7 protein-coding genes are annotated in these 14662 nt (G+C 73.1%); all 7 read left to right on the top strand.

The features are described 5' to 3' along the window. The first annotated feature begins 413 nt into the window (after positions 1 to 413). The 7 genes from ABZT74_RS28360 to ABZT74_RS28330 all read left to right on the top strand — a co-directional run bounded on the left by ABZT74_RS28360 (position 414) and on the right by ABZT74_RS28330 (position 14659). Positions 414 to 578, top strand: coding sequence for a hypothetical protein (locus tag ABZT74_RS28360; RefSeq protein WP_355879803.1), 165 nt, complete (start codon positions 414 to 416; stop codon positions 576 to 578). Between the two features lie 1654 nt (positions 579 to 2232). Beyond that, entirely contained in the window at positions 2233 to 2448 is a 216-nt protein-coding gene (locus tag ABZT74_RS28355) for an MbtH family protein (RefSeq protein ID WP_356176395.1), read from the top strand. Positions 2449 to 2673: 225 nt separating this feature from the next. Next, positions 2674 to 3381 (top strand): LmbU family transcriptional regulator, encoded by a 708-nt coding sequence (locus tag ABZT74_RS28350; RefSeq protein WP_356439257.1) that lies wholly within the window; start codon positions 2674 to 2676, stop codon positions 3379 to 3381. Between the two features lie 96 nt (positions 3382 to 3477). After that, positions 3478 to 5064 (top strand): amino acid adenylation domain-containing protein, encoded by a 1587-nt coding sequence (locus ABZT74_RS28345; RefSeq protein ID WP_356439254.1) that lies wholly within the window; start codon positions 3478 to 3480, stop codon positions 5062 to 5064. Between the two features lie 38 nt (positions 5065 to 5102). Then, positions 5103 to 5333 (top strand): phosphopantetheine-binding protein, encoded by a 231-nt coding sequence (locus tag ABZT74_RS28340; RefSeq protein ID WP_355879788.1) that lies wholly within the window; start codon positions 5103 to 5105, stop codon positions 5331 to 5333. A 299-nt stretch (positions 5334 to 5632) separates the two neighbouring features. Further along, the gene (locus ABZT74_RS28335; RefSeq protein ID WP_356439251.1) at positions 5633 to 6820 is read left to right on the top strand and encodes an NAD(P)/FAD-dependent oxidoreductase; all 1188 of its coding nucleotides are present in this window, start codon (positions 5633 to 5635) and stop codon (positions 6818 to 6820) included. 45 nt (positions 6821 to 6865) lie between these two features. After that, complete coding sequence (locus ABZT74_RS28330; protein WP_356439248.1) at positions 6866 to 14659, top strand: amino acid adenylation domain-containing protein; 7794 nt, start codon at positions 6866 to 6868, stop codon at positions 14657 to 14659. Positions 14660 to 14662: the final 3 nt, after the last annotated feature.

Below are 14662 nucleotides of genomic sequence, written 5' to 3'. Positions count from 1 at the left end.
CCGGCATGCCGGGGCCGGGCCCGCCTGCCGGCGGCGTCACGGACCGGGCAGGACCCGCCCCCCGGTCTCGACCAGGACTCGACCAGGTCCGCACCAACCATCGCTAGATTGACGGACGTTGGCACCAGCGACGCGGCCGGCCAGGCCCGTACGACACCCGCGGACCCGCCCACAAGGCCAGGGGTCCCCACCACCGCTCGAACCGGAGCGGACGCCACACGGGTCTGGCCGCCGTAGCTCCCGCCCAGCTCCAGCACCGCGAGGCAGACGATCTCGCATCCGTACGTCGCGGACCGGCGGCACCGCCCCGGTCCCAGGCCGCTCCCGGGACACCGCGAGCGCCCTTCGACGCCGTGGTGTCCGATCGGCCAATCTGCGCCCAGGACAGCGAAGTCCGGCGAAGGGACGAACCGGTGAACGACGACTGGCAAGAACTCGACCAGCCACTGCGCCACGCCCACACCCACAGCTACGTGGGCGGCACGGCACAGGCCGGCGCCCCGCCGCTGCGGCTCGCCGGAGCGGACGACGAGGCGGCGGTCTCCGCCGAACCGCACATAGTCCGCGGCATCGACTGAGCCCTCCGGGCTCCCCGCACCGCGTACCGGCCTCCGACGGGGGCGCGACACCCTGGCCCGAGCGGCCCCCGGAGCGCCGTAGCCGTTGCCCCACGCGCACGGCCCCGCATGCCACACGGCCTGCGGGGCCGTGCGCCGAGCGGCCCGCAACTCCCGCCGCACAGCCGGAAGTCCTACGTTCCCGCTGCCGGGCCTGTGCCGCGAACACCGCCCGCACGACGCACGCGGCGTGACACCGCGCCACGCACACCGAGGGCACCCCGGCCCCGGCGACACACGCCCCCTCCGCCCCCGGCCCGGTAGCCGCGACGCGGCTCGCCCGGGGATGACATACGAACCCGCCCACCTCTGGCCCGCCGGTCGAGATGCGGCTTGCCCGCGGATCACATGCGAACCCGCTCGCCCCCGGCCCGTCAGCCGCGACGCGGCTCGCCCGGTGCCGCAGCCACCCCGGTCGGCGCGGGCAGGCACCTCACCGGAGCCCGACCACGAGCGGCCCCGACCGCAGCCAACTCCCGGCCCACCGAGCCCCGTACATCCGAGCCGGCCCACCACGCGCAGCCGGGTACGCGCCGGCCCCGCCGGGCAAGGCACCCGGGGCGCGGCCCCGCACCCGTGGCCGGCCCGTCGCGGCTCGCCCGGGGATGACATGCGAACCCGCTCGCCCCCGGCCCGTCAGCCGCGACGCGGCTCGCCCGGTGCCACAGCCACCCCGGTCGGCGCGGGCAGGCACCCCACCGGAGCTCGACCACGAACGGCCCCGACCGCGGCCAACTCCCGGCCCGCCGAGCCCCGTACACCTGAGCCGGCCCACCCCGCGCAGGCGTGGTACGCGCCCCAGCGCGCCGGCCCCGCCGGGCAGGGCGCCCGGGGGCGTGGCCCCGTACCGGTGGCCGGCCCGCCGGGCCCCCGTACACCCGAGCCGTCCCACCCCGCGCACGCGGGATACGCGCTGCCCCAGCGCGCCGGTCCCGCCGGGCAGGGCGCCCGGGGCGCGGCCTGTGCCCTGCCCGGCGTCATGTCGCGCCCCGGGCGGGCGCATTGGCCCCTGCGGAGGAGCGCGGATCCGGGCCCCGCACCGGTGGCCGGCCCGTCGTGAGCGACGCAGCGCGCGACCGGCACCTCTCCCGGCCCCGCCGCAAGCAGCGCGCCCCTGCCCGGTGCGGCACCGTTGCGGACGTTGCCGCCCCGCGGCCCGCGAGCGGAACGCCGACGAGCCCCGGTACGGAACACACCCGGGATGCGCAGAGCCCGCCTCTGCCGAACCCGCCCCCCCGCCCGAGCCGTGCCGGCCCCATCGTCGAGCCGCTCTGAACCCGGCCTCCAGCCGTACTGTGGCCGGCCGGACCCGGGCGGGGCGGCCGCGCATCGTGGCACAGGAACCCGGCCCGGTACAGAGGATCCCGGCCGGGTGCGGGCCCTTTTCCCGACGGGGCGGACGCCGTGGCGGCGGTCCTTGTCGCGCCGGGGGCCCGCTCCCTACGGTCGTGGCAACGCCGGGGTCGCACCGACGCCGGGTGTCCTGTCGACCGGACGCCCGGGTGTCCCGTCGACCGGACGAAGCCGGCCGGTGAACCCCGCCCGGTGCGTTCTCGCACCCGGCCCGGCGACAGCCCATCCCGAGTCACCCCATGACGGTTAAGGACGGTGCCAGGTGAGCACGAACCCCTTCGATGACGAGGACGGCCGCTTCAACGTTGTGGTCAACGACGAGGAGCAGCACTCCCTGTGGCCGGCGTTCGCCGAGGTGCCCGCCGGCTGGCGGGTGGTCTTCGGTGAGGCGGCCCGCGCCGAGTGCCTGGAGTACGTCGAGTCGAACTGGACCGACCTGCGCCCGCGGAGCCTGCGTGAGGCCATGGCCGCGGACTGAACACCACGCCCACCGAACGGGGCTGACGCGACGTCAGGCCGCGGGGTCCCTACAGCGGGCCCCGCGGCACCCCCCGGGGTGCGCCTGCCGCGTCCCGGCACGCGCCAGCGATGTGAGCGGGCCGGCCCCGGCCGACGGCGGCGACCGCCGCCCGGCACGGCCGGGGGACCGGTCCAAGACACGCGCGAACACTGTGAGTTGGGAGATGAAGTGGTGACGGGCGCTGTGAGAACTGCGAACAGGTACAAGCCGAGGCCGCACACCACGGGGGAGCCGGCCCAGCGCGATGTGGTCCTGTCCTTCGTGGGGACGCACGCCACGGTGCAGAAGTCGGGGATGGTCTTCCCGCAGAACCTCTCCGAACGGTCCTGGGAACAGATCGGGGCCAACCTGCGGGAGCTGGTGAACTCCTCGGCCTGGTGGCTCGCCGACTGGCTGATCTACGGAGAGGCCACCTACGGATGGCGGCGCTACAAGGAGGCCGTCGAGCGGACCGGACTCGACTACCAGACCCTGCGCAACTACGCCTGGGTGGCCCGCCGTTTCGAGCACGACCGGCGGCGCGACAGCCTCAGCTTCGCCCACCACGCCGAGGTGACCCGGCTGTCCCCGCCGGAGCAGGACTACTGGCTGCGCAAGGCGGAACAGCAGAAGTGGTCGCGCAACGAACTGCGCCGCGCGGTGCGCGCCAGCCTGGCCGTGCAGAGCGACCAGGCCCAGCTCCCCGACAGCGCCGGCGACGGCGGGCAGGACGCCGCCACCGGAACCGCACCGCAGGCCGCAGGACAGGGCGGGAGCAAGGTCACCACGCTGACCATCGAGCTGTCCGCAGGCCAGCTGGAGTACTGCTCCAAGGCGGCCGCCGCGCACGGACTGCCCGTCGACAAGTGGGTGGCCCGGATCCTGGAGAGCGCCGAACGCCACAGCGCCTGAAGAGCGCACCGCCCCGGCGCGCGTCCGGGGCGAACCCTCTGCCCAGGTGCCGCGACGGGACGCCCGACCCGGCACCGTACACATCGGAGTCAGCTGATGATCCTTCAGGGAAAGCGGGTGGCCCTGCCGCCCTCGCCCGTCGTCCACCGGCGGTTCGAGGAGCACGCCCGGGCCACCCCCGACGCCCTCGCCGTCGTCTGGTCCGGCCGGCAAGTGACGTACGCGGAGCTCGACGCGCGCGCGAACCGGTTCGCGCACCTGCTCACCGCACGCGGCCACGGCCGCGGCGCGAAGGTCGGCATCTGCCTCGACTACTCGATCGACATGATCGTCGCCATCCTCGGCACCCTGAAGGCCGGCGCGGCCTACGTGCCCTTCGACCCCGCCTACCCCGCCGCCCGCCTCCAACTGCTGCTCGGGCAGGTACCCGGCCTCACCCTGATCGTGGCCTGCCCGGCGACGGCCACCATGGTCCAGTCCGCGGGCGTCGAGGCCATCGACCTCGAACAGCTCGCCGGCCACCTCGCGACCCTCCCGGCCACCGCCCCCGACGTCCACGTCACCGGCGACGACCTCTGCTACGCCGTGTTCACCTCCGGCTCGACCGGCACCCCCAAGCTGGCCGCGGTCCGCCACGAGGGCTGGTTCAACCTGATGAACTGGCTCCAGCTCGAGTACGGCCTGCACCGCGGCTCCCACAACCTGGTCGTCTCCGCCTTCGGCTTCGACCTGTCCCAACGCGCCCTGATGACACCGCTGTTCTGCGGCGCCACCCAGCACCTGATGGCCAGCCGCAACTTCGACGCCATGCTCGCCCACCGCATGCTCACCCAGTACGACATCCGCGTCGTGCACTGCGCCTCCAGCACCCTGTACCTGCTGGTCGACTGGGAGGACGCGCGCGGCGGCGACGCGCTCGCCCGCCTCGACTACGTCCTGTTCGGCGGGGAACCGCTCAAGACCGAACGCCTCACCCGCTTCGCGCGCCGCCCGGGCACCACCTGCACCCTGCTGCACCAGTACGGCGTCGCCGAGTGCACCGACGTCGCCACCTCCTACGACCTGGCCCGCTACCGGCCCGGCGAGCACGACATCGCCCCGGTCGGCCGGCCCGCCCACAACACCGCCATCCACCTCCTGGACGCCGATCTGCGCGAGGTCCAGGCGGGCCAGGACGGCGAGATCTGCATCTCCGGAGCCGGCGTCGGCGCCGGCTACCTGGGCGCCGCCGGCCCCGAGAACGCCAGGTTCACGACCATCGACGTCGCAGGCACACCGCTGCGCGTCTACCGCACGGGAGACCGCGGCCGGATCGACGACAGCGGCCAACTCGTCGTCGCCGGACGGATGGACGCCCAGATCAAGGTGCGGGGCATGCGGATCGACCCCACCGACATCGAACGCGCCCTGGGCCGGCTGGCCGGCGTCCGCGAGGCGGCCGTGGTGGTCACCTACAACGACGGCGGCGAAGCCGAACTGAACGCCTTCGTCGTCCCCTCGGGCAACGACCTCGCCGAGGACGACCTGCGCACCCGCCTGCTGTGGACCCTGCCGCGGAACATGGTGCCGTCCCGGTTCACGAACATCCTGCGCCTTCCGCTGAGCCCGCACGGAAAAGTGGACCGCGCCGCCCTGGCGGACATCAGCCGCACCCAGTACGCCGGCAGCAACACCGCGGCATGACCCGGCCTTTGACCGTGACGACAACCGAGAGGAATGCGATGACCGCCGACCGCGTCCGCGCCATCTGGTGCCGGGAACTCGAACGCGACGACATCACACCCGACGACGACTTCTTCGCCCTGGGCGGCCAGTCCCTGATCATGGTCAGGATCCAGGGCGCCTTCATCGAGGAACTGGGCGCCGAGGTCCCCATGGACCAGATGTTCCTCAACCCGACCGTGGCGTCGATCAGCGCCTACATCGACTCCCAGGCCGCCCTCGCCCCATAACCGCCACCGCCACCGGCACCGCCACCGGCGGGCTCCGGCAGGCGCGGCGCCGTCCCGCCGGCGGGACACCCCGCCATACCGCACCCATTCCAACACCCTTTCCACAGGCGTCCTTTCACGGCCCGCGGCATCTCTTCATCCCGCCCGCCCGGGCCGGATAGCCTCGAATTCGTCCACGGCCACCGCCCCCCCTTTTTCTCTGATTCGGCGGGCCGCAGCGAACAGCGCACCCCCATCACGCCCTGGCATTTCCGGCCGCGGCCGAACCGTGCCATAAACCATCCGGTAAGAGAGGCGCCATGTACGACGTGATTGTCATAGGTGCCCGTTGTGCGGGTTCGCCGACGGCCATGCTTTTCGCACAGCAGGGATATCGCGTCCTGCTCCTGGAGAAAGCGCGTTTCCCGCAGGACACCCTCTCCTCGCACTACATCCACCAGCAGGGCATCGCCCTCCTCAACCGGTGGGGCCTGCTGGACAGGATCCGCGACTCGGGCGCCCAGCCGATCACCCACCAGCGCTACGAGGGCCCCGGCGTACGCATCGAGGGCTTCTCCCTGCCCATCGACGGCCTGCGCACCACCTACGCGCCCCGCCGCTACGTCCTGGACCCCATCCTCGCCGACGGCGCGGTCGCGGCCGGCGTCGACTTCCAGCAGGGCTGCGCGGTCAACGACCTCCTCTTCGACGGCGACCGCGTCACCGGCGTGCGCTACACCACGCCCGCCGGCACCGTCACCACCGAACAGGCCCGCCTGGTCGTCGGCGCGGACGGCATGCGCTCCCTGGTCGCCCGCAAGACCGGCGCCCCCAACGTCATCGAACACCCACGGATGACCTGCACCTACTACAGCTACTGGTCAGGCGTCCCCTCCGACTTCGAGCTCTACGAACGCACCGGCCGCTGGATCGGCGTCCTGCCCACCAACGACGACCTCACCCTGCTCATGGCGTACTTCCCGCAGGAGGACTTCGGCCACGTCCGCAAGGCCGTGGAACCCGCCTACCTCGACGCCTTCCGCACCACCGCCCCCGAGCTGTACGAGCGGATGCAGGCCGGCGAGCGCGTCGAGCAGCTGTACGGAACCGGCCACCAGGACAACTACTTCCGCAAGGCCTACGGCCCCGGCTGGGTCCTGGTCGGCGACGCCGTCAACCACAAGGACTCCATCACCGCCCGCGGCATCACCGAAGCCTTCGTCCAGGCCCAGACCCTCACCGACGCCATCGGCCAGAACCTGCACGAGGACACCGCCCTCAAGCGGGCCCTGCGCCGCTACGAGAACAGCCTGGGCGACGAGGCCCTCAACCACTACCAGGGCGCCCTGAACGTCGCCGAACTCAAGCCCGAGGGCCGCACCGAGATGCTGCGCAAGCTCGTCGGCCACCAGCAGCACATCGACCGCTACTTCTCCACGCTGTCGGGCGCGTGCTCCATCGACGACTTCTACAACGACGAACTGCTGACCCTGCTCGACCAGAGCTGACGACCTGACGACCTGCTCCCTGGTAACGCCGAATTTGGAGACAAGATGATCCCGTTGTCGTTCGCGCAGCGCCGGCTGTGGTTCGTGGACCGCTTCGAAGGCCCCTCGCCGACCTACAACGGCGCGTTCGCCCTGCGGCTGACCGGCGAACTGGACGTCGACGCACTGCGGGCGGCGCTCCACGACGTCGTCGACCGGCACGAGGTGCTGCGCACGGTCATCGTCGAGGACGACGACGGCGTCCCGCACCAGCAGGTCCTGGCCCAGGGACACGAGCAGGTCACCCTGCCGCTGCACGAGGTCACCCCCCGCACGCGGGACGCGGCCGTCGACCGGGCGGCCAAGCAGACCTTCGACCTGGCCACCGACGTACCCATCCGGGCCGTCCTGCTGCGCTGCGCACCCCACGACCACACCCTGGTCCTGGTCGTCCACCACATCGCCCTGGACGGCGAGTCCCTGGGCCCCCTGCTGCGCGACCTCACCACCGCCTACACGGCCCGCCGCGAGAACCACGCCCCGCGCTGGGAGCCGCTGCCGGTGCAGTACGCGGACTACACCCTGTGGCAGCAGGACGTGCTGGGCCAGGAGTCCGACCCCGACAGCCTCGCCGCCCGCCAACTGGCCTACTGGCGCGAGGCGCTGGCCGACCTCGCCCAGCCGCTGGCCCTGCCCACCGACCACCCCCGCCCGCGGGCGGTCAGCTCACGCGGCGACCTCGTCGAGTTCCCCGTCGAACCCGGCCTGCTGCGCGCCGTGGAGAAACTCGCCGCCGAGCAGGACATCACCGTCTCCATGGTCATGCAGTCCGCGCTCGCCGTCCTCCTGCACCACCTGGGCTGCGGCGACGACATCCCCCTCGGCGCACCCATCGCCGGCCGCACCGACGAGGACCTGCGCGACCTCGTCGGCTTCTTCGTCAACACCTGGGTGCTGCGCGTCGACCTCCGCGGCAACCCGACCTTCCTCGATCTGCTGCACCGCGTACGCGAGCGGGCACTGGCCGCCTACGACAACCAGGACATGCCCTTCGAGCGGCTCGTGGAGCGCCTCAACCCCGACCGCTCCACCGCCTACCACCCCTTCTTCCAGGTGATGCTCGCCTGGCAGGAGCCGCTGGGCGAGCTGCACTTCGCCGGCCTGGACGTCCAGTCGCAGACCCTGGAGACCGGCACCGCCAAGTTCGACCTGTTCTTCAACATGATCCCGGACAGCTCGGGCGGCGCCGGGGTGCGTCTGGAGTACGCCACCGACCTCTTCGACCAGGACACCGTCCAGGCCATCGCCGCCCGCTTCGTGCGCGTGCTGGGCCGGCTGACCGCCGACACCGGGCGCGGCGTCAGCAGCATCGACGTCCTCGACGAAAGCGAACGCGGCCGGCTCCTCACCTTCACCACCCCCACCCCCGAAGAGGGATCCGCGCAGACCGTCCCCGGCCTGTTCGAGGCCCAGGTACGGCGCACCCCCGACGCCCCGGCGATCGTGTGCGAGGGCCGCACCCTGACCTACCGCCAGCTCGACGAACGGGCCGCCCGTATCGCCCGCGAACTCACCCGCCGCGGCGCCGGCCCCGAAGACCTCGTCCTGCTCGCCCTGCCCCGCACCGAGGACCTCGTCGCCGGCCTCCTCGGCATCCTCAAGTCCGGTGCCGGCTACCTGCCGATGGACCCGCAGTACCTCAGCGCCCGCGCCCGCACGGTCCTCGACGAGGCCGCCCCGCGCTTCGCGGTCACCGACACCGCGAGTTGGCAGGACATGCCGCCCAACACCGTCGAGGCCCTCCGCCTCGACGACCCCGCCCTGTGGAGCGCCCCCGAGACCGCCCCCGAGACGGACCCGGGCAGCACCGCGCCGGCCCCCGGCAACCTCGCCTACGTCATGTACACCTCCGGCTCCACCGGCAAGCCCAAGGGCGCCGCGATCACCCACCGGGGCGTCGTCGACGGCATCCGCGCCCTGGCCCGCACCGTGCACGCCGCCCCCGGCCACCGCATCCTCGCCGGCACCTCCGTCAACTTCGACGTCTCCGTCTTCGAACTCCTCAGCGCCCTGAGCACCGGCGCCACCGCCGAACTCGTACCCAGCGCCCTGGCGCTGGCCGAACGCGACCACTGGGACGGCCACATCCTCAGCGCCGTCCCCTCCGTGCTCGGCGAACTCCTCGGCCACCTCCACAAGGCCCCCGACGTGCACACCGTCGTCTTCGCCGGCGACGTCCTGCCCGCCCGCCTGGTCCGCCAGGTCCGCGAGGCACTGCCCGGCGTGAACATCGTCAACTCCTACGGGCAGAGCGAGAGTTTCTACGCCACCACCTTCACCCTGCCCGCCAAGGAGGACCTCACCGACGGCGACGTCACCCCCATCGGCACCCCGCTGCCCGCCATGCGCGCCTACGTCCTTGGCCCCGGCCTCGCTCCCGTACCGCACGGCGTGATCGGCGAACTGTACGTCGCCGGAAGCTGCCTGGGCCGCGGCTACCACGGCCGGCCCGCGCTGACCGCCGACCGCTACGTCGCCGACCCCCACGGCCCCGCGGGCGAGCGCATGTACCGCACCGGCGACCTGGCCCGCTGGAACGCGCAGGGCCGGCTGGAGTGCGTGGGCCGCGGCGACGGCCAGGTCAAGGTGCGCGGATTCCGCATCGAGACCGCCGAGGTCGAAGCGGCCGTCACCCAGCACCCCGGGATCAGCGAAGCCGTCGTCATCAGCCGCACCGTGCCCTCCGGCGGCCGCCAACTCGTCGCCTACGTGGTGCACACAGGCGAAGGCGCCGTCGGCGACGACGGCGCCGGCGGCATCGGCGACGTCGACGTGCAGTCCGGCGCCTCGGCCGCCGAACTGCGCAAGTTCGTCGCCGCCCGCCTGCCCGACTACATGGTGCCCTCCGCGTTCGTCGCACTGGGCCGCCTGCCGCTGGGACCGACCGGCAAACTCGACCGCACGGCACTGCCCGAACCCGAGTTCCAGGGCGAGACCTACCGCCACCCGCGCACCGAGGCCGAAACCGTCATCGCCGCCGCCTACGCCGACGTCCTGGGCGTCGAACGCGTCGGCATCGACGACGACTTCTTCGCCGTCGGCGGCGACAGCCTGCGCTCCATCCAGGTCGTGGCCCGCGCCCGCGCCCGCGGCCTGCACCTCACCACCCGCGAGATCTTCGAGTGCCGCACCGCCGCCCGCCTCGCCGAAGCGGCCTCGGCCCGCCGCGACCAGGCACCCGTCCTGGCCGAACTGCCCGGCGCCGGCATCGGGGAACTCCCGCTGCCCCCGGTCGCCCGGCACGTCTTCGAACACGGCGGCGGCACCGACCGCTTCGCCATGGCGATGGCCCTGGACCTGCCCGAAGGCATCGACGCCGCCGGTCTGGCCGCCACCCTGGACGCCGTCCTGGACCGCCACGACCTGCTGCGCGCCCGCCTGGTGCCCGACGCCGACGAACCCGCCCTGCACGTGGCGGCGCCCGGCACCCCCCGCGCCCAGGACCTGATCCGCCGCGTCGCCTGCGACGGCCGCTGGGAGGAGCCGGCCCTGCTGCGGGCGGCACGGCAGGAACTGGACGACGCCGTCGCCCGACTGAACCCCACCGCCGGCACCATGGCCGACTTCGTGTGGTTCGACCCCGCCACCGGGACGGGCCGTCTCCTGGTGGTCCTGCACCACCTGGTCGTCGACGGCGTCTCCTGGCGCATCCTCATGTCCGACCTCGCCGAGGCCTGGCAGCAGGTCCGCTCCGGCGCCACCCCCGACCTGCCCGCCGTGGGCACCTCCGCCCGCCGCTGGGCCGCGGCCCTGAAGGACGAGGCCCTCTCCCCGCGGCGCGAAGCCGAACTCGACTACTGGCGCGACCTGCTCGAAGCCCCCAACCCCCCGCTGGGCAGCCGCCCCTTCGACCCGGCCCTCGACGTCATGTCCACCCTGGACACCGTGCGCGTCGACCTGCCCGCCGACGTCACCGAAGCCGTCCTGACCACCCTGCCTGCCGCGTTCAACTCCACCGGCACCGACGTCCTGCTCGCCGCCCTCGCCCTGGCCGTGGGCCACTGGAGCGGCACCGACCGCTCCACCCTGGTACGCCTGGAGGGCCACGGCCGCGAGGACCACGTCGTGCCCGGAGCCGACCTGTCCCGCACCATCGGCTGGTTCACCAGCATGTACCCGGCCCGCGTCGACGTGAGCGGCCTGGACGTCACCGACGCCCTGTCCGGCGGCCCGGCCGCCGGACAGGCCATCAAGCGGGTCAAGGAACAACTGCGCACCGTCCCCGACAAGGGCCTGGGCTACGGACTGCTGCGCCACCTCAACCCGGAGACCGCCGACCAGCTCGCCGAACACCCCGCCCCGCAGATCGGGTTCAACTACCTCGGCCGGATCTCCGCCTCCGACGTGCCCGAACACCTGCGCGCCGACGGATGGGGGCCCGCCTCCTGGACCGCCGACCTGATCCCGAAACCCGACGCGGACCTGCCCGCCCTGTCCGCCCTGGAGGTCAACTCCCTGGTGAGCGACACCCCCGAGGGCACCCGCCTGCAGGCCGCGTTCATGTTCCCCACCGGAGTCCTCACCCGCGAGCGGACCGCCGAACTCGCCGACCTGTGGGTACGGGTGCTGCACGGCATGGCCGCCCACGCCGCCCGCCCCGGCACCGGTGGACTGACCCCCTCCGACGCCCCGCTCGTGACGGTCGGCCAGGACGAGATCGAGGCCTGGGAACAGACGTACGGCCCGCTCAGCCAGGTGTGGCCGCAGGCCCCGGGACAGTCCGGCATCCAGTTCCAGGCAGCCCTCGCCGACGGCTCCTTCGACGTCTACCACATGCAGTTCGTGCTGCACCTGAGCGGACACGTCGACCCGGACCGCATGCGGGCCGCCGGCCAGGCCCTCCTGGACCGCCACCCCAACCTGCGCTCCGCGTTCCTGGCCGCCGACAGCGGCGAGCCCGTCCAGGTCGTCGCCGACCACGTCACCCTGCCCTGGCACCACCTCGACCTGAGCGGACAGGACCCCGCCGCACAGGACAGGGCCCTGGACGAGGCCCTGGCCGCCGACCGGGCCGACCAGCTCGACCCCACCCGGCCCCCGCTGATCCGCCTCAACCTGCTCACCTGCGGACCCCGGCAGGCGAAACTCATCGTCACCGCACACCACACCCTCTTCGACGGCTGGTCCTCACCCATGGTGATCACCGACCTGGTCCGCCTGTACTCGAGCACCGAGGACCTCCCCGCGGCCCGCAGCTACGGCGACTACCTGACCTGGCTGTCCGCCCAGGACCAGCAGGCCTCCGCAGAGCGCTGGAAGAGTGAACTGGAGGGCTTCGACCAGCCGACCCTGGTGGCCCCCAACGCCGCCCTGCAGGGCACGTCCTCGGCCCTGGGCCGCGTCGAGGTGCCGCTGTCGATCGACAAGGGACGCGAACTCGCCCGCCGTGCGGCCCAGCTCGGCGTCACCCTCAACACCCTCCTGCAGGGCGCCTGGGCGATCCTGCTCTCCCAGCTGACCGGCCGGCAGGACGTGGTGTTCGGTGCCGCCGTCAACGGCCGCCCCGCCGACCTGCCCGGCTCCGACGAAATGGTCGGCCTGTTCATCAACACCCTGCCCACCCGGGTGCGCTGCCTGCCCGAACGCAGCATGGGCGAGGCCATCACCGACCTCCAGGACCGCCAGACCGCCCTGCTGGACCACCACCACTACGGGCTCGCCGACATCCAGCGCGACATCGCCCTGCCCGCCCTGTTCGACACCCTCATCGTCTTCGAGAACTACCCCATCGACCGTGAGGGCATCGTCGACGCGAACACCTCCGCGGGCTTCACCATCGACAGGATCCGCCCCTTCGCCGGCTCCCACTACCCGCTGACCCTCAACTCCGCCGACCCCTACCTGCGCCTGTCCCTGGACTACCAGAACAACCTCTACGACCGGCCCGCGGCCGAGGAGATCGCCGCCCGCCTCGTACGGGTCCTGGACCAGCTCCTGGCCGACCCGCACACCCGCCTCGACGCCGTCGACGTCCTCGGGGGGAGCGAACGCCACTGGCTGCTCGACGAGGTCAACGACACCGCCGAACCCACCCTGGAATACAGCCTGGTGGACACGCTGACCCGGCACGCGAAGGCCACCCCCGACGCGCTCGCCGTCGCCGCCCAGGACCGGTCGCTGACCTACCGCGAACTCGACGAACGCACCAACCGTCTCGCGCACTGGCTGACCGGCCAGGGTGTCGGACCCGAAGCACTGGTCGCCGTCCGGCTGCCCCGCCGCGCCGACCTCGTCGTCGCCCTGCTGGCCGTCCTGAAGACCGGCGCCACCTACGTGCCCGTCGACCCCGACCACCCGGCCTCCCGCATCGCCCACATCCTCAAGGACTCCCGGCCCGCCCTCGTCCTGGACGCCGACACCCTCGCCCGCGCCGACCTCGCCGCCCAGCCGGCGACCCCCCTGGGCACAGCCGTCCACCCCGACCAGAGCGCCTACGTCATCTACACCTCCGGCTCGACCGGAAAACCCAAGGGCGTCAGCGTCACCCACCGCGGGCTGGCGAACTTCCTGGCCACCATGGCCCGCCGCTTCCCGCTCACCCCCGCCGACCGGCTCCTCGCCGTGACCACCGTCTCCTTCGACATCGCCGGCCTGGAGCTGTACCTGCCGCTCATCTCGGGAGCGGCCGTCGTCCTCGCCGACAAGGACACCGTCGCCCAGCCCGCAGCCGTCCTCAAGACGATGCGCGACCACGACGTCACCGTCGTCCAGGCCACCCCCGCGTTCTGGCAGATCCTGCTCATGGAGGAACCCGACGCCGCCCGCGGCCTGCGCATCCTGGTCGGCGGCGAGGCCCTGCCGCCCCGCCTCGCCCGCACCCTGGCCGCCCAGGCCGCCGACGTCGCCAACGTCTACGGACCCACCGAGACGACGATCTGGTCCACCAGCGCCCACATCGGCCCCGACACCGGCGTCCCGCCGATCGGAACCCCCATCGGCAACACCCGGCTCTACGTCCTGGACGCCCGCCTGGACGCCGCCCCGCGCGGCGTGCAGGGCGAGCTGTACATCGCCGGCGACGGCCTGGCCCGCGGCTACCAGGGCCGCCCCGACCTGACCGCCTCCCGCTTCGTGGCCTGCCCCTTCGGCCCGCCCGGCGAGCGCATGTACCGCACCGGCGACCTGGTGCGCTGGGCGCAGGACGGCCGCCTGCAGTACATCGGGCGCACCGACTTCCAGGTCAAGATCCGCGGATTCCGCATCGAACTCGGGGAGATCGAACACGTCCTGGCCGACCACCCCGCCGTGGCCCAGGCCGTCGCCGTCGTCCGCGAGGACCGCACAGGCGACCAACGCCTCGTCGCCTACGCGGTTCCCGCCGGCAAGGCCGACCCCACCACCCTGGACACCGCAGCCCTGACCGCCCGACTCCGCGAACGCCTGCCCGAGTACATGGTCCCGGCCGCCATCGTCGCGCTCGCCGCCCTGCCCACCTCACCGAGCGGGAAACTCGACCGCGCCGCCCTGCCCGCACCCGGCCACGGCGAAGCGGCGAGCGGACGGCCACCCGCCAACGAACGCGAGGAAACCCTCGTCCGGCTCTTCGCCGACCTCCTGGGCCGCGAACAGATCGGCGTCGACGACGACTTCTTCGCCTGCGGCGGCCACTCCCTGCTGGCCACCCGCCTCAGCGGCCGCATCCGCAAGGAGTTCGCCATCGACTCCAAGGTCACGATGGTCTTCCGCAACCCGACCGTCGCCCAGCTCGCCGCCCGCATCGAGGAGCTGACCGCCCCCGACCAGAGCCGCCCGCGCCGCGCGAACCGCCCCCAGCTGCGCCAGATGACTGTGCAGGAGTAGCCG

It is taken from the genome of Streptomyces sp. NPDC005302, assembly GCF_040607345.1.
In the GTDB taxonomy this organism is placed as follows: domain Bacteria; phylum Actinomycetota; class Actinomycetes; order Streptomycetales; family Streptomycetaceae; genus Streptomyces.
The sequence above is the reverse complement of the archived record's forward strand: the minus strand, read 5'-3'. Positions and strand labels throughout refer to the sequence as shown.